This is a genomic window from Mycoplana sp. ABR4_002 (assembly GCF_056159645.1).
The window spans coordinates 2,716,494-2,740,249 of record NZ_JBSWVO010000001.1; the positions used below are offsets into that span (position 1 = coordinate 2,716,494).

Sequence of the window (23,756 nt, forward strand, 5' to 3'; positions counted from 1 at the left end):
ACGCAGCCATAGACCAAACTCGGCGGCCAAGGCAACCAACGCGTCAGCCATGTGCGAAGGACTCCAAGTGGCGTCATTCGGCGCGTAAATTCGTTCGCACACTTCGTCTGCCGACCGTAAGGCGTGCCCTATCGATTTGCGCTCCCAGATCACCTGACCAAGCATCGAAATTTCGACACGATCGAATTGCAATAAGCTAACCGCCCACAAACTGGTAGGGGTTTCGAGTTTCGGGATTTGCTCCGAATGGAGCCTTGCCCTACCCGATGCAAACATAATACCAAAGCCTGGCATCTGGCTGAGCTATCTTCACGCGCCTGTTGCTGACTATGGAGAATGAATTGCCGACCGATCATGCTGCGTCCTATTTTGCTTTCAGACAATTTTTGAAGCAATGCCAAGAGGTAGTGGCGACCGCGCCAGCGATCGATGTACGCCAACTCTTGATCCGGCAGCGCCACGAACCCTGGAATGTCGGGTTCAAACGAACCAATCTGCGAAACGCATTCTCGCAGAACCTGCCGTCGCTGTTCACGAATATTGTCGCGATCGACGCACCCGAGTTCGGCAAGGCTCGAGACTTTCTGCTCTACGGAGCCATTGTCGAGGACCCGGCGCTCTCACACACGAGCACGTCCAATGCACTGAAGTTGATTCAGGCGCAGGATCGAGTGGTGTTCTTCGAAATGGGTTTTTTGGCATCAACTCACAGTTGGTCGGAGGCGCTTCAGAGCAAATCCTCAACAATGGCATGCCTGGGCTATGTGTATGACGATATTTCACAGTACTATATGGCGGATTATCCGGGCCGCCTGAATCGGCAACTTAACAGCAGCAATCAGCTTACGGTCGAGCAGTTGACTCGCGCACAAGCTTGTATCGACAGGATCGTCACGCAACGAGTTTCGAAGTACAACTCCCAGCCGATCAGAGAGCTTGAAGTTAATCCAGCATATGGGCGGCGCGTTCTCGTCTGCGACCAAAATTATTCGGATGCATCAACCATCTTCGGTCGTGCGAATGAAGAGACATTCAGACGCATGCTGCAAGCGGCGATTGACGAGAATCCCGACGCTGAGATCCTGGTAAAAACGCATCCGGACATTGCCTGGACGAAGTCTGCTGAGCGCCGTGGCTTTTTCGATCATCTTCAAGACAGCGGCCGCGTCAGGGTCATTCGCGAAGGCATCAACCCGTTCTGCCTTTTCGACATCGTCGACAAGGTCTACGTCGGCACCAGCGGCATGGGGCTGGAAGCGCTACTGGCAGGCAAGGAGGTAGTGGTATTTGGCGCACCCTTTTACGCTGGCTGGGGGTTGACCGATGATCGACAGACCATTCCTCACCGTGATCGCCGGCGCACGCTGCAAGAACTCTTCCACTACTTTTACATCTGGTACACGATTTATCATGTGCCGGGCGCAGGCGTACCCAGCGAGATCGAAGACGCGCTCTCCTACATCGAACGCAACCGTCCGGTATCGCCGCCGATACACGTTGCCGAGGTCAACAATCCGAAAGTCTCCGTAATCCTGCCCATCTATGCGGTCGAGAAATTCGTCGAGGAAGCTCTCAGGTCAATCCAGCGCCAGTCCTTCCGTGACGTCGAAATTCTCACCATCAACGATCGGTGCCCGGACGGCAGTCAGGCGATAATCGACCGGCTTGCCAAAACGGACCGGCGTATTCGTTCAATCATGCTGCCAGAAAATGTGGGGCCGGGCTTTGCTCGCAATGTCGGGCTGGATGCTGCGCGAGGCGAATATGTTCTGTTCCTCGACCCCGATGATTTCATTCCAGCGACAGATCATATCGAGCGAATGGTTGCTTGCGCCGAGGCCGACAGGGCTGACATGGTCCGTGGCCGCAAGAAATTCGAACAGGTAGAAGACGAAAATGGGGTCGTAAAAGAACTGCGGCGCGACAAAAGCGAACAGTTTTTTGATGAACCGTTTCACGCCGTCACGCTGACAGGCGAGCCACGAATCCTGCATTCGCGGCACTTCTGGAACTGGATGTACCGTCGGGACTTCCTGAACGAGAACAACATTCGCTTCTTGACCAGCTTCCGGGAAGAGCGCGCCTTTGTGTTGAAGGCATTGTTGACAGCTCAGCGCCTCTCCGGGATTGATAGCGACGGCATTGTCTATCGGATTCGTACGAACTCCGCTGTGCGGCGCCCTCAAACTATGGACGACGTGTTCGATCAGGTCGCCAACTTCGAGTCGATTGTCGACATACTGGAAGAGTTCGGCGCCTTTGCGCAGGGCAGCAACCTGCGAGATGTCGCGGGCTTCCAGCTCTCGCAGTTTCTGCACTATCTGTTCTTCGGCTTCGCCTACAAGACGACCAAAAACATTGCTAGCACGACTGAGCGCTTGGCCTTCTTCAATCGCATATCGGATGCAATCAATCGAAGCGGCTTCACCTCCATTGATCTGTCACAGGATCCGATCCAGCTATCGGCGGACCATGTCGAGGCAAACGCCTATGAGCTTCTGTTTGAAGCCATTCGATGCAGGCAGTACAACTGGGTTCCAGTTGCGACAGGTCTTGAGAAGGTCAGCCAGCATCAACTCATCGAAGAGTTTCTGCATGAGCCGCAAAAGGCGAGACGCCACGCGCTGCAGCGCGCACTCAGCCTGTATGCGCGTAACGATAAGGTTGAGCCGTTTACACCGACCAGCAATGCTGCGACGAAGCCGCGCCTGATCCTGCACTTTGGAACGACCAAGACGGGCAGCACGTTTCTGCAGCACTATTGCGAGTGGAACCGTGCCGCTTTGCTACGCATGGGCGTCTGGTTTCCGGAAGTGGGACTGTTCTGGCAGAAGGGCCGTCCCCACAAGCAAGCCGGTCACTCCGGATTCATCAGTGCTGCAAAGTCGGATGACAGGCGGCTGAGGGATCACGTCGACGCGACGCTCAGCCTTGCCAATGGGAAGATCCATACCGTTATCCTGTCCAGCGAAGCCTTCTTTCTCAATTGGAATACGTTTGAGATACCGAAGTATTTCGAAGACTATGAGGTAACCGTGATCGGTTACTTCAGGCGCCACGATGAATGGGCAAACTCCCAGTATTGTGAGTTCGTTGGTGGAGGAGCGCTGGGGAAGATATCCGTTTCGATCGATGAGTGGTTGGAGAGCGATCTCACGCGCCAACGGCTGGACTATCGCGGCTATCTGGATGAATGGGCGCAGCGACTGGGTGAGAAGCAAGTCATCGTGCGTCCTTATGAGCGCGATCAGCTGGTCGGCGGCGACATCGTCGACGATTTCTTCACCACTCTTGGCATGGAGAAATGCCTGGAAGCGCCCCGCCCGAGTGACCGCATGCGCAACGAGTTCGGCCTCAATGAGGCGCAGTTGCTCCTCATGCGCCAATTCAATGCCATGCCTTTCAAGGACTCGACGGATTACCTGCAATTCGTTGATCGGGTGCAAAAGGGTCTAGAGATGCTTGGCGGACCGGAAGGTCGTCCAAACATGATGACGACTGCCCAGCGCGAGTCACTTCTTCGGCGTTACGCAATTGACACCGAGTATCTGGCCCGCACCTACCTGAAGCGGGAGGACGGCCGCTTCTTCATGTCGGACGTTCTGCCCAAAGAGCGCGACCTGCAGGCAATCCATATCCCGGTTGAGCAAGTCGCAGTGTTCCTCGACAACTATAAGATTCCCAGCGAGAATGGTAAGGTGCTGCCCCCGCAAGAGGCGTCACTCTTCGACGAAGACGTAACGGTAATCAAGTCTACCTGGCCACTCGTCAAACGAGTCCATGTGGCGCTCAAGAACGTTCGCCTTCGCAAGCCGATAATGTTCGAGCGCCCGCTGCTTTGGGGGAACTCGTTTGCCTTGGAGCCTCGTAATATCATGAGGTACGGAATCATCAAGGCCGAGTGGCCGAAGCGCAAGCGAGCAAGGGTCATTCTGAAGAACATATACCTTGGTCGGCCGATCTTGTTTCGGTGAGAGCGAAAGGGCGCGGAGGAACGCCCACCGACGTCAAAGTAGTGCGACGTAGCAAGGATATAGGCCAGATGGTTGCGCGGCGTTCCCCGGCGGCGGATGCCCTCGTCGAGGATGGCGTTGAGGCCGTCTACCTGGCTCTGTTTGAGCCGTCCATTGAAGACGCGGCTGCGAACGCTCGCAAAGAACGTGTCTCGGTTCATAGTCATTTTTCCTTGTTGAAGGATCGAGGGCTCGCCGATATGTTCGCCGCTCATTCATTGGAGGAAGCGATGGGCTTGCGGCGTAAGGTATTGACGATGTTTCTAGGGCCGCAGGACGAGCCAAAGCCGCAGGCCACGCCACAGTCGAAGGCCAGGAAACAGGCGCCCTACGACAGATTCGCAATCAAGCACTGGGGCCAGAGTGCAGAAGACGCCGTTCTGCGTCGTTTTGTTGCGGGTAAACGAGACGGGTTCTATGTCGATGTCGGAGCGCACCACCCGCGGCGGATTTCCAACACGTACCAGTTCCACAAGATTGGATGGCGGGGCGTGAACATTGACGCCAACCAGGACACCATCGCGCTATTCAACAAGCTCCGGCCAAAAGACAAGAACGTCCACGCCCTCGTGGGCGAGCGTACTGCAGAACCGCTTACGTTCACCATCTTCAAGGGCGAGACCCGCAGTACTGCCCATCAAGCCAAAACCGAGCGGCTGGAAAAGAAATTCGAGGTGATCTCGAAGCAGGAAATGTCGCCGATACCGCTTCGGGAAATCCTCGACGAGCACGTCCCGCCCGGGCAACACATCGACATCATGAACATTGATATCGAGGGGTTCGACATTCAGGCTCTCAAGACCAATGATTGGTCCAAGTATCGGCCGGACTTCATCTGCGTCGAGGACTTCCTTTTCAAGGACGGACGAGAGAGCGACATCCGCAAGTTCATGTCCGGCATAGGGTACGTCTGCGTTTCGCACTGCTATGACACGTCCATATACCGGAACAAGAATGCCTAGTTTTCAGTCACGCTAACATTCACAGTGCTGCCAAAGCGGTTTCTGTATTGAATAAAGCCCTCATGGATCGAGACGCCAACGTTGCCGTCTGTGACGTTGGCGTTCGTCAGGGTTGTGCTCGGGGCAATGATCTGGAAGTTCGAGCCTTGATGTCCGGCCGCTACAAGAACCGGCGTGTTGCCCCTATCGGCAGCCGAGGGCCGCAAGCGGACCAGCGGCTTCCGGTACCGCAACTTTCTAAAGCCGCCGCCAGACCACCATAGCGGTGGCGGTCGTGCCTCCTCCGGTCGAGAGCGATGAACCGGAGGCCTTTACCGATGATGAACGGCATATGATTTTCCGAAACGCCGCCCGGCGATCATCCACGGTGGAACGCGAGGGCGGTCCGCCCCCCGCTCCCCTTGGAACGTCGCCCGCTGCTTTTCTTTCCCCCTGCAGCTCTTGATGATTTCGGCCCCCGTCTCCAATAGTCATATGGCTATATGGGCTGGGTGCGGAAACGCTCCAGTTCTGCCAGCGTGAAGCGCGGCGTGATGTGCTGTGGGCAGTTCCAGTCGAACGCCGCCACCGCGATGAGAACGAGGCGCTCCACCCGAGCGGTATAGTCAGGCATCGTCAGCCTCTTCGCCAGCGCCGGGTCGTCGTCTGCATCCTGGACCTGCATGTGACCGTAGATCTTCAGTCGTCGCCGGTGCACATAGTCCATAAGCAGCAGTGAGACGCGATCGTTCGCGCGCACATTGCCTGTCGTGATGTATTGCCGGTTACCGCGAAAATCCGCAAAGCCCAGCATCGTTGAACTGACGACGGCGAGAAAGCCCGCGGGCCCGCCACGGTACTGCACGTAAGGCCAGCCGGTTTCCGAAACACTGGCGAGGTAAAAACCGTCGCGCGCCTGGATAAAGGCGGTTTCGGCCGGACCGAGGCGCTGGCTCTGCGCAGCCTCATCTGCGCCACCACGCGCGCCGATCCGCGCCCATTGCTCCGCGCTGCCGTAATGCTCCCGCGCGGCCGCCACGGCGGGCGTCGTGGCGATATCGAGATATCGGCTCATTGCCATCCATCCTTTCCAGGCGGCCGGAGCCGACCTCAATCCTGCAAGGCCCAGTCTGCAGCTTCCCAGCGCATTTGCCCCCGGTCGGCAACGACACGGCCGAGCCCCGGGAAGGGCATGTGCGTGGCGGCAATCAGCGCGCCTTCCGCGGCTGCGCGAGGATAAAAGCGGTCGCGCATCGCTTTGGCTGCCGCGCGGTCCTGCTCGAACAGGAAGAACACATCGGTCGCTCCCGGATGCACGACCGGAAAGACCATGTCCGACACCATGATGAGGCTCTTTCCTTCATCTTCGATCCGCACGCCGATATGGCCGGGCGTGTGACCGGTCAGGTCGACGATCGAGACGCCGCGCACGATTTCACGCTCTCCGTCGATCGCCTGAAGTCTCGGATAGAGGCGCACGACCTCCTCCGCCATTTGGAAGCTGGTCTGCAGATAATCGGGCGCGCCGCTGCGCTTGGCCGGGTCAGTCCAATGCTTGACGTCGCGGCGATCGACGTAGAGCTCTGCCTTGGGGTAATTGTTCTTGCCGCCGGCGATCAGACCGCCCATGTGGTCCTGATGCATATGCGTCACGACCACCGCGTCGATCTGGTCTAGCTGCAGGCCAAGTACGGCAAGGGCCTGCGGCAGTTTGCCGGTCTGCCCGATCGATCCCGCCGCACCGGCATCGATCAGGATGCGGCGGTCGCCATCATCGATGAGATACTGATTGAAGAGGAAGCGTACCCCACTCTGCCGGGCGGTGAACTGGGCGACGGCCGCCTGTTCGACCTCCGCCGGGCTGCGTCCCGGGAAAAAGTCGTAGGGCATATCGGCATAACCGTCGGTCAGCGCCGTCACCGTAAAGCGGCCGATGCGGATCTGCGCCAGCGGCGTAACGCTTGCAGGCGTCTTGGCGGTGTCCGGTGCTGCGGCGACGGCCGGTATGTTGCCGATCAGTCCTCCCCCCAGCAGACCGAGAGGAAGAGCGCTGGCAAAGGCACGACGTGAAAGTTGGGGCATGGCGTCTTTCTCCTGATCTGTGGCAATGCGGGGAGCCGGGCGGCGTCCCCCCGGCGACAGGAAAGTTAGGACATCCCAAACCAATGGGGTATTCTGCCGATTCAGGAGCTTTCCTCTCAATTTTCGGAAGGTCTGGATGGATCGGTTTGAAGCGATGTCGGTTTTGCTGGCGGTGGTCGATGCCGGCAGCCTCTCGGCTGGAGCGCGGCGATTGCATGCGCCGCTCGCCACGGTCAGCCGCAAGGTCGCAGATCTTGAAAAGCACCTTGGCGTGCACCTGGTGCTGCGCACCCGCCGCGGCCTTACCTTGACGGATGAAGGCCGCAGCTACGTCGCCGCGTCACGCCGCATTCTGGAGGAGCTGGACGCCGCAGAGCGCCAGGCCAGCGGCGATTATGGCGCGTTGCGCGGCGGGCTACACGTCACGGCACCGATCGCCTTCGGCGAGCGCCATGTGCTGCCGATCGTGCTGGAATTCCTGAAGGAGCAACGAGATATCAACCTGCGCCTGACGCTCGCCGATCGACAACTCAGTCTCGCCGACGAGCACGTCGATGTGGCCCTGCGCATTGGACATCTGGCGGACAGCGCGCTCATCGCAACGCGCGTCGGCGCCGTCCGCCGGGTAGTCTGCGCAAGCCCCGACTATCTCGCTCGCCGAGGTGTGCCGCATCAGCCGGAAGACCTCGCCCAGCATGACGGCATAAGCTTTCAGGGCTTCGCGACCGCGCCGGAAGTGCGCTACCGCCGCGACGGACCGACCTTCGCCATCGAGCCGCGCCCCAAACTTGCGGTCAACACAACGGAGGCCGCCATACAGGCGGCCGTGGCAGGTATCGGCATCATCCGCGCGCTGTCGTACCAGATCTCCGATCAATTGCGCTCCGGCGCCCTGCAGGAAGTGCTGACGGAATTCGCACCGGAACCGCTGCCTGTGAACGTCGTCTATACACCAGTTGATCCCCTGCCGATGAAGGTGCGATGCTTCCTAGACTGGATCACGCCCCGCCTACGCAGGCGGATGGGCAACGAGCGGTCCTGCTCGGCGCACCTCCGTTGATGGCGGTCAGGCACACCGGTCGGGGTGCTGCAGGGGTGCAGTTCGCCTTCTGTAAGCTCCCGACATACCTGCCTTCCAGACAGAGCCAAGGCTTTCTCCGGAACCGGAACGAGGGCATTTGACAGCTTGCGCCAAAAAATCCGGCCGAGGCGGACACTGGCGGCATGCTACATAGTTCCGGGATTTCGACCCGACATGTCGTATTTAATAGCCGCGGTGCCAAGGAAGGCGCACACTCCGCCATCGCTTCCAAATGCACGGCAGGAACGACAGGGAGATAGCAACTCTCGCCCCAACAGGGAGGGAGTGATGTGTCCAAGTCCTTCTATTGCGATGCCGCCGGCTATCCGACGTTCCCAGGGTCCAGCAAGCGCGACAAGCCGTATAGCCCCGACGACCTGAACGAACTTCAGGCACTGTTTGACGACTGCCTTCAGGAGTGCAACTTTTCCCGCGACAGCGTGACCGCAGAGGCGCTGGGCCGCGCCATCATCCGTCTCTACTCTGAAGGACAGCACGACCCTTTGGTTGTGAAAGGTTTGCTGCTGCCGTCCTTCAAGCGTCGTTGCTGACGAAGCGCGGCCAAATGCGGCCGCACGGATTAAGGGTTCAACACGGGCAACGGCGTTGCCGACACAGATCGGGCTCGTCGACGATGGATGTCTTCCACGACGTGCGCGAGAGCTATCCAATCTTCTTCACGCTCGGTCGGTTTTCCGGAACCGTACCGCGCAGCCGTTATCGGCAGGAGCGCGGCCTCGATTTCCTGCAGTTCGGCCCTGGGAGTTATCGGGTCGCGCCCCGCCCAAGCGTCGAGGGCAGACATTGTTGCCGCCAGATCGTGATGGGCAACGGACGTCGACAAGGCTCGTGCGGCAAAGTCCTTGCTTGCCACTCGTCGAGCCCAACGTTCGTGGTGCCACTTTTGCACGTACGGCTTGCCAAGCAAGATTGCCAGCACCAGGACGACCGCTATCCCCGCAAGTCCGGCAACGGTCTTCAGGTCCCAATCCCTCAACCGGTCAGAACCCGCCGTCGGGGACGCACCGATCGCCGATATCTCGACGCCATCCAGTGACGCTGTCTGCACCGTCTTGCTGTCGATGTCGTACCAGTCGATACGCACGGCCGGGAGTGTTCCCGAGCCGTTGCCCTGGACCATGAGCGTCAGTGTTTCGGACCTTGTCCCCGACACGATGCCCCTGTCTTCATGCTCTTCCACGACCGGGTCGTCTGCGTATGCAGCAAACCCGTCAATGGTCGGCACCTCGATCAGCTTCGGCAGAATGATCGGAGATGCGCCGGTTGTTTTGGCGGTAATCGTCCGGGTGACGCTGTCACCGGGTTTCAGATCCTGGACGGTCTCTGAGATCTCTTGAGACAGGCTCAATTCCCTTGCGGCAATGAAGGGGTTCAACCCTTCGGCCCCCTCGGGGACGACACCCCGTAGCGCAACCTGATCAACAATCAACTCCGCCTTGACCGGATCGGATGTCTGCGGATCGGCATAGATCACCTGCAATCTCTGCTCGGGGATCGTGAAGGTTCCCGGCACCATCGGCGAAACGAGATACCGCCGGGAGACACCCGACCAACTTTCCCCGCCGATCGTCTTGCTCGTTGGCGACGTGGCCCGCTCCGGCAGGCGGATGCGCAGATTGGGCACATCGAGTGGAGGAAAGGCGACGGGCTCAGGCATCCAGGTCGGCACCAGAACCGTCACCCGCAGGGTCAGGTACTGGCCGGGGATTGCCTCGTCTTCCTTGAATTCCACCTCAAGGACTGGGGCATTCCTTTCCTGTGCGCTCGACTGGTGCGGCAGAACAAGCGCGAGAAACAGGACTGGAAGGTGATGCGCCCTCATTTTTCAGCCGCCTCTATTGCGAACCTCTGGCGGAGGAAGTCGCTTGTCCGCGTGTCGACGAGGTTCATCCATTGCTCGGTCGTCAGCATGCCGGATGAATCGCCTTCCTCGCCGATCGTCGTTTCCGCGCCCCGGTTTTCTTCGTTGTCGAACACGACCTCGTCCGCGCCGATGCCGCTCTCCTCCCCCGTATCCGATTGCTCACGGGTCGTTTCGACATAGTCGACGATTTCCTTCGCCGTTTTCAGGTTCTCGGCAGCTCCCGGATAGTCCGGATCAAGTTCAAGCGCCTCCTCGAAAGCCCTGACTCCGTCCCGGTAGGCCCTGTTGCGGATATGGGCCAGTCCCTTCGCAAAGGCGGCTTCCGGCGTGTCGAGCCTTTCGTAGGCTTCTGCGGCAGCTTCGTATTGCCCGTCGCGATAGAGCGCTCTTGCCTTCCACATGGGATCGGAGAAGTGCTCGGCGGCCGCCTTGAAGTTCTTGTCCTGATAGGCAAGCCGTCCCCGCTGGTCCGCTGTGAAAAACCAGTCTGCGACCTCGGCTTTCGCGCTCTCGGGAGAGGAAAAGCTCAATGCCGCCAAAAATGCGGCTTGCCAGCGCATGGTCCATCCCCGCCGGAACCAGAACAGTGCCAGCAAGGCTGCGGGCCAGGCGAAAACCCAGCCCCTGTCATCCCATGGTTGGGCTCCACTTTGGTTCAGTGCACGCCGGTAATCGGCGTTGAGGCTTCTGTCCAGGGCACGCAAATCAGTATCGTCGGGCGACACACGGGCATGAATAAAATCGAGGTCGGAAAGCTCGTTGGCCGTCGCGTGATCCGGCAACATTTCCAGTACACCGATTGCGACACCCGGATCGTCTTTCGCGTTGAGAGCATCCACGTCCTGCGATCCGACTTCGTCAAGGACGAACAACACCGCTCCGCTGGCGCCCTCGTTTTTCAAGATTGCGGCCGCCGTTTCGAACGCCGTAGCCGCATCCGCGCCTTTCCTCGGCATTATCTCGGGGTCCAGTCCCGCCAGATAGGGCTTGATCACCGCCGGATCGTTGGTCATCGGGACCACCAGATGCGCCGTTCCCGCATAGGCAACCAGGGCAGTTCTTGCGCCTGCACGCAACTTGAGCAGATCCTGAATCTTCTGCTTCGCCCGTTCCAGCCGCGTCGGTACTACATCGTTGGCGGTCATGGAGGGCGTTACCTTCAAGATGACGACCATTGGCGCGGTCTGGGCGACAAACGGATCGGGAATCCGTGTCCAGGCCGGCCCGGCGGCGCCGACAAGGGCAAGCGATATGATGGCTGCGGCCCAGTCGATCGGTAGCAGGCGCTTCCTGCCATTCGCCCCGAGGGTCAGGGCGTCTCTCAAATGGGGCGCCAGCCCCGCATCGGGCATGCCTGCCTTGCCAGCGCGGTGCCGGACCATGACCCAGACCCCAGCAATGACCGGCAAAAGCACCAGCCAGACCGGGCGAATGAAGTGGAATTCGGACAAGAGAAACGCAATGTCGGTCATGCCGCTTCTCTCCTCGGCCTGAAGCCTCTGCTCAAGACAAGAAGCGCGACCAATCCCGTCAGGGCAGCAATGAGGAGCGGTACATAGGCTACGCTCGCCTTCGGGCGGTAGGAAAGCGTGTTCGTCAACCGCGGAGCCAGTTCATCGATCCTGTCATAGACCGCGCGGAGGCCGCTTTCGTCCTCGGCGAAAAAGAATGACCCTCCGGTCCGGTTTGCGATTGTCTTGAGCGTTTCGAGATCGACACGGTCCTCTCCCGCCGCGTTGGGGTCACCAACCCCGATCGTGAAGATTTCGATATCCTTGCCGGAAGCGATTTCGGCCGCATTCACCGGGCTCATCCGGCTTGCCGTGTCAGAGCCATCAGACAGCAGGATCAGGAGGCGCTGATCGATGTCGCTTGCCTCGAAGGTGCGAATTGAAAGACCAATGGCATCACCAAGGGCCGTATGGGGCCCCGCCATGCCGACTTCCGTCTGGCCGAGCAGCGTGGTGATCGTGGCGAGGTCTTCCGTCAGCGGCGCCTGGACATAGGCCCTGGAGCCGAAGACGATCAGCGCCATGCGATCGCCTTCGCGCTCGGCCACGAACCCCTCGACGACGCCCCGCACCGCGTCAAGTCGCTGCTTGCTCTCCCCCTCGGGCATCTTGAAATCTTTTGCGTCCATCGATCCGGATATATCGATGGCAAGCACGACGTCACGGGCGGATCGTTCCACCTCGATCGCATCCCCGATCCGTTCCGGACGGGCGATCGCGATGACGAGCAGGATCCACACAATGCCCGCACATATCGTCTGGAACCCTGTGCGCCGCAGAATCACCGAACCCGGTCCGGTCTTGGCGCCGGCGGTCTCGGCGATCCGCCTGAAAAAGGGAAACCGCAAGGCCGGCACCCGCTCCCGGTGGGGCGGCAGCAACCAGAACACCAGCAATGGCAAGGGGAGCGCCAGGAGAGCCCAGGGAAACGCAAGGGTAATCATCAGCGGCCGCCCCCCCTATGCGATTTTATCCACTGTGCCGCCGCATCCTCCAGTTCGGAGCACGGCGGCATCTCGCGATAGGGCGCCGTAGTAAGCGTATCCCCTACCGGGCCCTCGAACAGCCTTCTCTTGCAGGTGGCTCTCAAGAATTGCAGCCAGTCTGCGCCTGTCAGACCGGCAACGTCCCTCCTCGGGAAGGCGGCCAGCGCCGTCCTGCGCAGAACTGCGGCGATCTCTTCCGGTGCGCCGTGCGCGCGCTCCAGTTCCTTCAGGGCGGATCTGCGGTATGCGTTGGCGCGCCAGCTACGGTAGAGGTGAAGGATTGCCAGCGACGCAAGGATGCCCACGGCGATTGCGAGGAGAACCCATCCCCAGGTCTGCGGCATCATGGAAACCGGCGGCGGGTCACCGGGTTCAACCAGCTTGTCGAGCAAGCCCAGCAGGCTGGCTTGTTGAGGGGCAGTGTCGCTCACGGCCACCTCCCGGCAAGGCCCATGTAATGGGCCATCTGGTCCGAACTGTCCTGGGCCGTCGTCAAGGGCAGGACAGGAATGCCATAGAGCCGCTGCCAGTCCAGAACATCGCTCAGACGCCCCTTTGCCATTTCCGTCAACCGGCGATGGACCGTGCGATCTCCCGTATCGATTTCAGCCTGCAGAACACTGTCGGAAACGACGATGCGCTGGCCTTTGGGAAGCGCATCGGCGTAGGGATCGGACACAAGGCCCAGCACCAGGTCATTGTGCCGGGATATGCCGGCGACAAGTTTATGCGTGACCGCATCGATTTCATCGAAATCGGAGAAGACCAGCACCAGATGATCCCGTTTGGCGATATGCGCGACGGACTTCAGAACCTGATTGAGCGGCATCGGTGTGCGTACGGGCGCTTCAGCCGACAATAGGCTGTTTGCGTCGGCCAGCGCCGTCAGAAAAGCGTCGAGGGATCGCCGGCTTCGTCCGGGGCGGATCTCGGCGATCGCCTCATCGCCGAATACGATGCCACCGACTCTGTCGCCCTGGTCATGGATGCGAAACGCCGACAATGCTGCGCATTCTGCAGCGGTCACGGACTTCATGTTATGCTCCGACCCGAAAAACATCGACATGCGCTGGTCCACCACGATCAGCGTCGGACGGTCCCGTTCTTCGGTAAAGATCCTGACATGCGGCGTTCCGGTCCGGGCCGTTACCTTCCAGTCGATCGCCCTGACATCGTCCGATGGCAGGTATTCACGCAGTTCCTCGAAATTCAGGCCCCGTCCGCGCAGGCGCGAAGCGTGCCTGCCGTTCAGGATGCTCCGAGCCGGCTGGCGCGGCAGGAAGGTGATACGGCGCGCCTTGGCCTGGAGCATCCGCAGGTGGGCAAGATCGACGCTTATGCGCCGGTCGGCAACCTCGGCCGGCGGGGAGTGCTCCTTCAGTCCTGCCCTCATCCGTGCCGACCTGTCGCGCATAACAGTCTCCTAGGGCAACGCCACCTGACCGGTCAGTTCCGAAATCACGTCATCGGGGGAAACTCCTTCCCCCTGCGCCTCGAAGGTCAGACCCAGACGGTGCCGCAGCACGCCGGCAACGATTGCGCGAATGTCTTCCGGGTCGACATAGTCTCGTCCGTTCAGCCAGGCATGGGCGCGGCCGCATTTGTCCAGCGCGATGGACGCACGGGGTGACGCACCAACCTCGATCCAACGTTTCAGATCCTGCCCGTAGTTATCCGGAAACCTGGTGGCGTTCACAAGATCCGCCATGTAGCGCTGTATGGCATCCGATACATGAATGCCGCCGATTTCCCGGCGCGCCGCGAATACGGCATCCCGCGGGACCGGCTGAGGCTCCCGGTCAGTCCCGGTGCCGGCGTCGCCCTCGTTCAGGGCAGCGATCTCTTCATTGCGGACAAGCGCAATCACCGCCACCTCATCTTCGACCGGCGGGTAGGTGATCAGGACGTGCATCAGAAACCGGTCCATTTGAGCTTCCGGCAATGGATAGGTCCCTTCCTGTTCAATCGGGTTCTGTGTCGCCATGACCATGAAGAGCGGATCCATCTTGTGGGTCGTTCCCGCCACCGTCACCTGTCGTTCCTCCATCGCTTCCAGCAGCGCAGCCTGTACCTTGGCGGGAGCGCGGTTGATTTCGTCGGCGAGGACGATATTCGCGAAGATCGGCCCCTGCTCGAACCTGAACTCCGACTTCCCGTTTGCCTGATAGAGGACTTCCGTGCCGGTCACATCGGCCGGCAGCAGGTCCGGTGTGAACTGGATGCGGCTGAAATCCGCTTCGAGGTTCTTCGCGAGCGCCTTGATAGCCCGCGTCTTGGCAAGACCGGGCAGACCTTCCACAAGTAGGTTTCCGTTTGCCAAGAGACCGATCAGGAGACGGTCGATCACATCGCGCTGACCGACAATGGCCTGCCCCATGCGCTCGCGCAGTTCGATGATCCGGTCTCTGGCGCTCATCTCGTTTCCATCCTTTGCCGAATGGCTGTCTGTTTCTGCCGGGAGCTGTGTGCGCCCCGGACATTCACTGATCAAGAACATCGCGCAAGGTCGCCGCTATGACGTCCGGCACGAACGGTTTGACAAGATAGGCTGCTGCACCGGCACTCATGCACCGGTCGCGTTTTCCGGGCTCGTCAAACCCCGTCATGATGATGACAGGTGGAGCCTCATGTCGTGGTTTGACCTCCAGGAGCACATCCAGCCCGCTCATGCCGCACATGTGGTAGTCGGCAAGCACGCAATCAGTGGATATCGAGCCCTGTACCGCCAGAAACTTCTCACCTGATTCAAACTCGAGCGTGCGGTAACCGAACGACTTGATGAGCCGTCCGATCGCCCGGCGAACGGCATCGTCGTCCTCAATGATTGCCACAGTGGGAACCGCGTCATCCATTGCAAATTTCTATATTGGATTGCAGCTGAGATGTATTGGACCAGGGTCCAACCTCGCGTCTGCTCTTGATCGACAGCCATCGGTCGACCCCTTGCCGGTCAACATCTGCATGCCTCGAGGCAAGCACCTCTAGCCGGCGCTGAACAGCGTCCAGTCCCGCACAAGGTCAGCAACGCTGTTCGCCTGCATCTTGTTCATGGCCCTTCCGCGGTGAACCTTGATCGTCTTCAGCGTCACGCCGAGGTCTGCGGCAATCTGCTTGTTCATCTTGCCTTCGATCACGTGCAAAAGCACCTGGCATTCCCGGATCGTCAGCTTTTCCAGGCGCATCTGAAAGGAAGACCTGAATTCGGTGTCTGTCCTCGACAAACGGTCCCGTTCCAGAGCGACTCGGACTGCATCCAGGAGTTGATCGGCAGCGACAGGTTTGATCAGGAAATCAACCGCACCGGACTTGATCGCGCTTACGCACAACGGGATCGTCCCGTGTCCTGTGAGGAAGATCACCTGCCGCTTCATGTTCCCCTCAAGGAGAACCTGATGAACGTCGCAGCCATTGATTCCTGGCATTTCGACATCGAGGATCACGCACCCCGGTGCTGCCGCCCTGTGGAACCTGAGGAAGCTCTCGGCATCAGCGTAGCATTCGACACGGTAGTGTTCGGCTTCCAGCAACCGGGTGAGCGCCTTGCGGATGAGAGTATCATCGTCGACGACGTAAACCGTTGTCGGTGCAAGTTCCTGATCCACCATTCACCTTTGCATTGCTGGGAGGGTCAGAACGATCTGAGCCCCGGTTTCTCTGGTCTGATCAAACTCGAGCATGCCGCCGTGAGCCAGGGCTATCGACCGGCATATGGGCAGGCCAAGGCCCATGCCATCGCTGCGCTGACTGACGAAAGGCCTGAAGGCTGCCTCCTGCATTTCCTTTGTCATGCCTGCCCCGCTATCCGAAACCGCCAGGAAAGCTTGCCCGTCGGGCTTGATACCGGTCCTGATGTCGATGCGCCGCTGGGACGGCGGCAAGTGTGACATGGCCTCGGATGCATTCAAAACCAGATTCAGCGTAATCTGTTGCAACTGCGAAAAGTTCGCGCGCACGGTTATCGCATTCGCGGTGCTTGAGAAATTAGCGCTCGTTTTCCGGGCGGCAAGCTCACTCCTTGCAAGTTTAAGTGTCTCTGTCACAGCCGCGTTCAGATTTACCGGCAAACGTGAAACGTCCTTGTTCATGAAGAGCTGGCGAAGCCCGGTCAGGGTTTCAGACGCATGCTTGTCCGCGCTGGCGATGTCCTCGAGAATGCCCCTGAAGTCCTCCGGCTTCTCCACTCCGTGGTCAAGCATGCGCAAACCCGTTTCGGCGTTCGTGAGGATTGATGTCAAAGGTTGATTGAGTTCGTGCGCAATCGAGCCCGACAATTGTCCAAGCTGCGAAACCCTGGACATGTGAGCAAGCTGCAGACGCTCGAGGGCAAGCTCCTTCGAAATGCGTTTGCGCCGCCTCTCCAAGAGAACGAGCCCCAAAATGGTGCTCGATTGTAGCGAGATGATCGCGAAGCCGATCGCTATTTGCCATCGGTACCTTTCCCAGATCGACGGATCATAGTTCTCAAGGATCGCGTCGTCGGGGAGACGTACTGGGTCGATGTTCCAGCGTTTGACCTGCCGCCAGTCGAACACGGGTTCGGCAGTTGACGGCGCCAGGTGGTCGGAAGGGCGTTCCCCCCGGAGCAGCCCTTCGACCAGTCGTCCGACATCGTGGCCTATACCGATAAAAGACTCCAGGTGGCCTCCGACCATACCCGTCCCGATGAACGAGCTGTAAACCCCATAGGCGGGAACGGAAGCTTGGGAGATGATTTCCGCGGCAGCGTCTCGCGGAACGAACTTGCGACCGTCCGAATCGGTAAAGACAGTCAGCACGAGCAAAAGGCTGTCGTCCGCAAGCTCGGAGACGGCCGCCTGAAAGCCTGCCAGGGAAAGGTCAGACAGGTGAACCACATCCAGTCCGGCGTAGTTCGTTCCCAGTTTCGCCTCGGCCGTATCACGCCAGCTATGATCGAATTCCGAAGAACCTGTGAGGACGACCAGACGTTTCGCTGCCGGGTGCAGCCGTGTCGCCAGATCAACGGTCTTCTCGACATCGAAATTGTTCAGAACTCCATAAACTCGCGAGGTGTTCTTGATCCGATCGAAGGTCGATTGTGAAACCGCGCCGGCGACAATCGGAACGTCGTCAGGTATCCAATCAAGCCTGTCGACGGCGAACAGCAGCGCACCTGGCCCGATCGCAATGATCGCATCAATCTTCTGATTCTCGTACTTCGCCGACAGAAACGCCGCGACCCTGTCCTCGTGGGCAGTATCCGGGAACCGGATGATGTCCAGATACTCGCTATAGAGTTCGATTGCCGTCGGATTGTCCTGGCGGAGACGCCCCTGCAGCCCCTGCGCGATCTCCCGAACAGCGAACAGGGTGCTTTCGTTTTCATAAAGTATCAGCACCCGCCGGACATCAGTGCCGCCTGCCGATGCTGCAGAAACGAGTTCCGGAACAGAAACCGTTCCCAACGCGATCATGATCAGCAACGGCATCACCGCCAGAAAGCGCCTTGTTGCCCCTAGGTCCAACTTACTTGGCATTGCAACATTGCAGATACTTCTAGCTGTAACACGTTCGAAGAAGAGCGGATCCGGATCGCCCCCGCAACCAGATCGGTGGCAACGCACCGGTGGACGTCCAATGCCCCGGATCTTGAACAGGGAGAAGAGTGATTTCACAGTAGTCATGGATCCGAGCACCCATAGAGCGCGTCACGTTGCGCCACTTAGACTTGTGATTCAAGACCGGTACGTGAACCCGATGCGGCCGGATCATTCGCCAAAGCGGGCGATCCGGCCCTTGAAGCGGCCTCATCGTCAATCCGGTTGGAGCTGGTTTGCTCGAAGGTTGTACCCCCGTGACCCCCAGGTACTTGTCTGAAGGAGGACAGGAAATGTGGAAGACGAAATTGGCGCAGCTTGCGCTAGTCTGTGGCACGGCGCTGGCGGCGGCCGGCGGTGCTCAGGCCCAGGATCAACAGAAGCCCAACATCCTCGTGATCTGGGGAGACGACATCGGCCAGACCAACCTATCCACCTACAGCTTCGGGCTGATGGGCTACAACACGCCGAACATCGACCGGATCGCCGCCGATGGCGCCAAGTTCACCGACTACTATGCCGAGCAGAGCTGCACGGCAGGGCGGTCGACTTTCATCACAGGTCAATCGACACTGCGGACCGGACTTTCCAAGGTCGGCCTCCCGGGCGCGGATCTGGGACTACGCGACGATGATGTCACCATCGCCTCAGCCCTGAGAGACCTTGGCTATGCCACCGGACAGTTCGGCAAGAACCACCTTGGCGACAAGGACGAGTTTCTGCCGACGGCTCACGGCTTCGACGAGTTTTTCGGCAATCTGTATCATCTCAACGCAGAAGAAGAGCCCGAAAACTTCAACTACCCGAGGGACCCGGCCTTTCGAGAGCAGTACGGCCCGCGCGGCGTGATCCGCTCGTCTGCCGACGGCAATGTCGAAGACACCGGACCGCTGACGAAGAAGCGGATGGAAACGGTGGACGAGGAGACCTCTGCTGCCGCCATCGACTTCATGAAACGCCAGGTGGAGCAGGACAAGCCGTTCTTCATCTGGATGAACACCACCCGGATGCACTTCCGCACTCATGTGAAGCCGGAGAACCGCAGCGAACCTGGCCTGACTGCCCTTACCGAATATGCCGACGGCATGGTCGAGCATGATGCGATAGTCGGTCAGATCCTCGATGCGCTCGATCAGGCAGGGGTCGCGGACAACACCATCGTCATCTACTCGACCGACAACGGACCTCACCAGAACTCCTGGCCGGACGCCGGCACGACTCCGTTCCGGTCTGAGAAAAACACCAACTGGGAAGGCGCATACCGCGTCCCTGCCATGATCCGCTGGCCCGGTCGCATCCAGCCCGGGACCGTCAAGACCGGCATGTTCTCGGGTCTTGACTGGTTCCCGACCTTGCTGGCAGCCGCAGGCGATGCCGACATCAAGGCTCGCCTTCTCCAGGGGACGACAATCGACGGCAAGGACTACAAGGTCCACCTCGATGGCTACAATCAGCTTCCCTACCTGATCGACGAAGCCGATCAGACGGCACGCAAGGAGTTCTTCTACTTCAACGATGACGGCACGATCGTCGCAATGCGCTACGAAAACTGGAAGATGGTCTTCGCCGAACAACGCGAGACCGGCACGCTGAAGATCTGGGCCGAGCCTTTCACGCCCCTGCGTCTTCCCAAGATCTTCGACTTGCGCTCCGACCCATATGAACGCGCGGACAGAACGTCCAACACCTATTGGGATTGGATGCTTGATCACGCCTACCTTCTGGTCCCCGCGCAGCAGGAAGTAGCGAAGTTCTTCGCCACTTTCGCGGAATATCCCCCGTCGCAGCGGGCAGCGAGCTTCTCGGTCGACCAGATTCAGGAACAGTTGGACCAGACCCTGAACGGCGGCGTCGCCCAATAACGACCAGATCAAAAACGGACCCGCGCAAGGTGGCGACACCTTCTGCGGGTCCTTCCGCTTCTGCTTAGGTGAGGTTTGCCATGCGCAGCTTGTTTCTCTCGGCCGTACTGTTCGTATTGCCGTCTATATCGCTTGCCGACCCCCTGCCTTCATGGAACGACACGGAGACGAAGCAGGCGATCCTGAAATTCGTCGAGGCAACGACAACGCCCGGAAGCGAGCGTTACATCGACCCGGCCGCTCGGATAGCGACATTCGACAATGACGGCAATCTCTGGGCGGAACAGCCAGTCTATTTCCAGCTGATCTACGCGCTCGACAAAGCCAAGGCCATGGTCGCTGCGGATCCGTCGCTTGCCGAAAAGAGTGCCGGCATGAAGGCTGCCGCGGAGGGAGACATGCAGGCCCTGCTCGCTGACGGGCACAAGGGGCTTCTCGAGGTCATGGCGGCATCCCATTCCGGTATGACGACGGACGAGTTCAAAGATGAGGTCAACAAGTGGCTGGAGACCACGAAGCATCCGGAGACCGGTCGTCGATACGACGAAATGATCTACCAACCGATGTTGGAATTGCTCACCTATCTCAGGGACAAGGGCTTTAAGACTTACATTGTCTCGGGCGGCGGCATCGATTTTATCCGCGTCTTTTCCGAACGGGCATACGGCATCCCTCCGGAACAGGTGGTGGGCTCAAGCATCAAGGCGACGTTCGAGGTGTCGGATGATGACGCGGAAACCGTGAAGGGCCCGGAACTCTTCTTCATCGATGACAAGGAAGGCAAGCCGGTTGCCATCAACCATCACATTGGCCGGCGCCCTGTTATCGCCTCCGGCAACTCCGACGGCGACCTGCAGATGATGCAATACGCCACACGCGGCGATCGCAACGCCCTTGCCATTTTGCTTCACCACACGGACCAAGATCGGGAATGGGCGTACGACAAGGGATCGAAGGTCGGCGGATTGGACAAGGCGCTGGAAGAGGCCAACCAGCGGGGCTGGGTCGTCATCGACATGAAGAACGATTGGCGGACCGTGTACCCTTGGGAACTTCAGAAGCGCTAGGGAACTCTTTGTTCCGCGTTTCAACCCGCGGAACGAAGCCAGGCAACCATTTGCATCGGCTTTGGCCGCCCATGGCGGGACGTAGCCGACCAGGCTTGTCGCCGGCTCCACGACCATGTGGGGCGAGAAGCGGAACGGCAGGACCAGGCGAGATGCGGACATTGGCTGTCCCCGACGGCAGCGCCACGCGCCGGCCTGTCTTGCCTCAGCGGTTTGTCGATCCCGGTTGCAATCAGGATGGAGATTACGAGTGGCTTCGGAGACGCGCTACGGCAAGCCACTCTCCCCGGAAAGCCTCACGAACCAGATGGCAGTTTGGAGCGAGCAAGCAGGCAGCCCATCGGGTTAAACCCTGCATGGCCTGCGCATGATCCACGCGAACGAATTCTCCGAGGGCGGCGCCGATCCTCTCGCCGTCCTTCTTGTTTAGGCCGTTGAGATTGACCTTGCCCCGCTGACCTAATCCATTTTGAAGTAAGCTCTGGCCATTGAGAGGACCAGGGAATGAAGCGCAACCGTTTCACAGACGAACAGATCGTCGGCATTCTGAAGGAGCATGAGGCGGGCATGCCGGTCTCGGAGCTTTGCCGCAAGCACGGCGTCAGCGATGCCAGCATCTATAAGTGGAAGACCAAGTTCGGCGGCATGGACGTGTCGGAAGCCAAGCGGCTGAAGACGCTGGAGGACGAGAACACGAAGCTGAAGCGGCTCCTGGCGGACGCGATGCTCGACAATGCTGCTTTGAAAGACCTTCTGGGAAAGAAGTGGTGACGCCCGCAGCCAAGCGGAGAGCTGTCGCGCATCTGATGAACCAACATCGGATGAGCGAACGGCGGGCGTGTAAAGCCATCGGCTTTTGCCGGATGACGATCCGTTACGAAACCAGGCGCAGCGACGATCATGACCTTCGCGAGCGGATGAAGGCGCTGGCGCATGAACGCCGCCGCTTCGGCTATCGACGCATTCATGTGCTGCTCAGACGCGAGGGCCACCTTGTGAACCACAAGAGGCTCTTCCGGCTCTATCGGGAGGAGAAGCTGACGGTACGCAGACGTGGCGGTCGAAAGCGAGCGATCGGTACACGAGCGCCGATGCTGATCCCGATGGCCGCCAATGATCGTTGGTCGCTCGACTTCGTGTCAGATCAACTCACCGATGGACGCAGGTTCCGGGTTCTGACGGTCGTCGACGATTGCACGAGGGAATGCCTCGCTCTCGTCGCCGATACGTCGCTTTCCGGCCTGCGGGTTGCCCGTGAGCTTGACCGGATTGTCGAGGCGCGTGGCAAACCGAAGATGATCGTCAGCGACAATGGCAGCGAGTTCACCAGCAACGCGATCCTGCAATGGACGGACCGGGCCAAGGTGGATTGGCACTACATCGCGCCGGGCAAGCCGATCCAGAACGCTTTCATCGAAAGCTTCAATGGGCGGCTGCGAGACGAGTTCTTGAATGAAACCCTCTTCTCGTCCCTGCCCCATGCCCGATCAGCGCTTTCAAACTGGCGCTGCGACTACAACGATCACCGACCGCACTCTGGCCTCGGCTGGCTGACACCTGCCGAGTACGCTCGGACCATCAACCCGCGACGTGATGCGGTGCTGCGCGGCCGAAAAGGCTCCGCACCGCAACCCGCCGCTACCGCCCCAAGTGTTGCAACCCAAAACCGCTGGAGCGAACTCAAAACTGGATAAAACTTGGGGGCAAGGTCACCGACGAAGAAACAAGTGATTCTTGGTAGGGTGGCGCGACGCTCCTGAACCCTCCACCAAGACGCGTCAACGCTTCTGCAGGCGAGAACGGCTACTCAGCCAAGTCGGTCATTACCTCACTACTCGGCAAGGGTTTGCCCATGCTTGCGAGCAATGCGCCCGAGAATGCCTTTGATGATAATATCGAGCTGGGACTTCTCCTCGTAGCTGGCGGGCGCGACAAAGTCGGCACGACCATCCGAAATGAGGCGGTGTATTTTTGAGAGGTCCCGCTCCGACCTGTCTTGATCGTAGACGGCGACAGAATGCCCACTCTGGTAGGTCAGCATTTTCATCGTTGGAATATCGGTGTCTCCGTCTCCGAGGAAGATCATCCGATCGAAGGGGATCGGTCGATCCTGCTCTGGCATGTACTGATTAACCGCTTCGTTATTCCAATGATTGTCGATGCCCTTGTTTATGCGGAATAGATACTGGGTCTTTGTCGTATAATTGATACCCACGCCCGGCCACGCAGCCACGCCATCTTCGTAGATGAATTTCGACGCGAAGATGCGGTGAAAACAACTACGAATGGCGCATCCTTCTATCATCTCATGGATGCCTGACGAAACGATGTAGTGCTCAAGTTCCAATCCATTGTCAGTGGCAAACGAATTGATCCGGTCAAACCAGGAACCGTCCGCCAGACCGGGAAATAGTGGCGCATCCTTGCCGTGCTTGCGTAAGTCTTCCACGGTGATTGGCGCATTCATCTCGCGCGACTTTTGCAACATCAGGTGCATGTAGACGAGAATTTCATCTGCGTCGTGCTGACGCGTCCGGGCTTTGACCTCGTCCCAGAAATCTTTTGTCGTCATCCCGACCTTGGGAATGAAGCTGGTCTCCTGAAGATTCCCTTTGGCCAATGTGCCGTCGAAATCGTAAATGATCGCTGTGCGCAGAGCTTTGCTCATATAGTTCCTCATTGTTTGACTCGTCGGCTCGGAGACATTCAGCCGGAGCCCATACACGTATTTCTCCTCAGTGGAGGATAGGATCGTCCGCAGTCAGATCGAAAA

19 protein-coding genes are annotated in these 23,756 nt (G+C 59.3%); 7 read left to right on the top strand and 12 right to left on the bottom strand.

Features of this window, described 5'->3' with window-relative positions; genetic code table 11:
• Positions 1-341 precede the first annotated feature (341 nt).
• A complete protein-coding gene (locus tag ACXAGF_RS13025; RefSeq protein ID WP_475017656.1) occupies positions 342-3,974 on the top strand; it encodes a capsular polysaccharide export protein, LipB/KpsS family in 3,633 nt (1,210 codons plus the stop codon).
• Positions 3,975-4,042: 68 nt separating this feature from the next.
• Positions 4,043-4,975: an FkbM family methyltransferase gene (locus tag ACXAGF_RS13030; RefSeq protein ID WP_475017657.1), complete on the top strand. Its 933-nt coding sequence runs from the start codon at positions 4,043-4,045 to the stop codon at positions 4,973-4,975.
• 478 nt (positions 4,976-5,453) lie between these two features.
• Here the strand turns inward: ACXAGF_RS13030 and ACXAGF_RS13035 are convergent, their stop codons facing one another.
• Entirely contained in the window at positions 5,454-6,029 is a 576-nt protein-coding gene (locus tag ACXAGF_RS13035; protein ID WP_475017658.1) for a pyridoxamine 5'-phosphate oxidase family protein, read from the bottom strand.
• Positions 6,030-6,064: 35 nt separating this feature from the next.
• Positions 6,065-7,036: an MBL fold metallo-hydrolase gene (locus ACXAGF_RS13040; protein ID WP_475019284.1), complete on the bottom strand. Its 972-nt coding sequence runs from the start codon at positions 7,034-7,036 to the stop codon at positions 6,065-6,067.
• Positions 7,037-7,172: 136 nt separating this feature from the next.
• Between ACXAGF_RS13040 and ACXAGF_RS13045 the strand changes: the two genes are divergently transcribed.
• The gene (locus ACXAGF_RS13045; protein ID WP_475017659.1) at positions 7,173-8,096 is read left to right on the top strand and encodes a LysR family transcriptional regulator; all 924 of its coding nucleotides are present in this window, start codon (positions 7,173-7,175) and stop codon (positions 8,094-8,096) included.
• Between the two features lie 311 nt (positions 8,097-8,407).
• The gene (locus tag ACXAGF_RS13050) at positions 8,408-8,668 is read left to right on the top strand and encodes a hypothetical protein (RefSeq protein ID WP_475017661.1); all 261 of its coding nucleotides are present in this window, start codon (positions 8,408-8,410) and stop codon (positions 8,666-8,668) included.
• Between the two features lie 29 nt (positions 8,669-8,697).
• Here the strand turns inward: ACXAGF_RS13050 and ACXAGF_RS13055 are convergent, their stop codons facing one another.
• The 9 genes from ACXAGF_RS13055 to ACXAGF_RS13095 form a co-directional block, all read right to left on the bottom strand.
• Complete coding sequence (locus ACXAGF_RS13055) at positions 8,698-9,960, bottom strand: hypothetical protein (RefSeq protein ID WP_475017662.1); 1,263 nt, start codon at positions 9,958-9,960, stop codon at positions 8,698-8,700.
• A complete protein-coding gene (locus ACXAGF_RS13060) occupies positions 9,957-11,474 on the bottom strand; it encodes a VWA domain-containing protein (protein WP_475017664.1) in 1,518 nt (505 codons plus the stop codon). Before ACXAGF_RS13060 ends, ACXAGF_RS13055 begins: the two co-directional genes overlap by 4 nt.
• Positions 11,471-12,415, bottom strand: a complete 945-nt coding sequence (locus ACXAGF_RS13065) for a VWA domain-containing protein (protein WP_475017666.1) — start codon at positions 12,413-12,415, stop codon at positions 11,471-11,473. The genes ACXAGF_RS13060 and ACXAGF_RS13065 overlap by 4 nt, the downstream gene beginning before the upstream one ends.
• 41 nt (positions 12,416-12,456) lie before the next feature.
• Positions 12,457-12,930 carry a DUF4381 domain-containing protein gene (locus ACXAGF_RS13070; protein WP_475017667.1) on the bottom strand — a complete coding sequence of 158 codons (474 nt, stop codon included), beginning with the start codon at positions 12,928-12,930 and terminating at the stop codon, positions 12,457-12,459.
• The gene (locus tag ACXAGF_RS13075) at positions 12,927-13,913 is read right to left on the bottom strand and encodes a DUF58 domain-containing protein (protein ID WP_475017669.1); all 987 of its coding nucleotides are present in this window, start codon (positions 13,911-13,913) and stop codon (positions 12,927-12,929) included. The genes ACXAGF_RS13070 and ACXAGF_RS13075 overlap by 4 nt, the downstream gene beginning before the upstream one ends.
• A gap of 9 nt (positions 13,914-13,922) precedes the next feature.
• Positions 13,923-14,915: an AAA family ATPase gene (locus ACXAGF_RS13080; RefSeq protein WP_475017670.1), complete on the bottom strand. Its 993-nt coding sequence runs from the start codon at positions 14,913-14,915 to the stop codon at positions 13,923-13,925.
• Between the two features lie 64 nt (positions 14,916-14,979).
• Entirely contained in the window at positions 14,980-15,351 is a 372-nt protein-coding gene (locus tag ACXAGF_RS13085) for a response regulator (RefSeq protein ID WP_475017673.1), read from the bottom strand.
• A gap of 129 nt (positions 15,352-15,480) precedes the next feature.
• A complete protein-coding gene (locus ACXAGF_RS13090; RefSeq protein ID WP_475017674.1) occupies positions 15,481-16,104 on the bottom strand; it encodes a response regulator transcription factor in 624 nt (207 codons plus the stop codon).
• A complete protein-coding gene (locus ACXAGF_RS13095; protein WP_475019285.1) occupies positions 16,105-17,931 on the bottom strand; it encodes a sensor histidine kinase in 1,827 nt (608 codons plus the stop codon).
• 416 nt (positions 17,932-18,347) lie between these two features.
• On the opposite strand from ACXAGF_RS13095, the gene ACXAGF_RS13100 reads away from it, so the two are divergent.
• The 3 genes from ACXAGF_RS13100 (at position 18,348) to ACXAGF_RS13110 (ending at position 22,677) form a co-directional block, all read left to right on the top strand.
• A complete protein-coding gene (locus ACXAGF_RS13100) occupies positions 18,348-19,916 on the top strand; it encodes an arylsulfatase (RefSeq protein ID WP_475019286.1) in 1,569 nt (522 codons plus the stop codon).
• An 80-nt stretch (positions 19,917-19,996) separates the two neighbouring features.
• Complete coding sequence (locus ACXAGF_RS13105; protein WP_475017675.1) at positions 19,997-20,983, top strand: HAD family hydrolase; 987 nt, start codon at positions 19,997-19,999, stop codon at positions 20,981-20,983.
• A gap of 504 nt (positions 20,984-21,487) precedes the next feature.
• A protein-coding gene (locus ACXAGF_RS13110; protein WP_475017677.1) for an IS3 family transposase occupies positions 21,488-22,677 on the top strand; the annotation gives its coding sequence in 2 pieces (ribosomal slippage) (positions 21,488-21,737 and positions 21,737-22,677; 1,191 coding nt in all).
• 137 nt (positions 22,678-22,814) lie between these two features.
• Here ACXAGF_RS13110 and ACXAGF_RS13115 read toward each other — a convergent pair.
• The gene (locus ACXAGF_RS13115; RefSeq protein WP_475017679.1) at positions 22,815-23,651 is read right to left on the bottom strand and encodes a haloacid dehalogenase-like hydrolase; all 837 of its coding nucleotides are present in this window, start codon (positions 23,649-23,651) and stop codon (positions 22,815-22,817) included.
• Between the last annotated feature and the right edge of the window lie 105 nt (positions 23,652-23,756).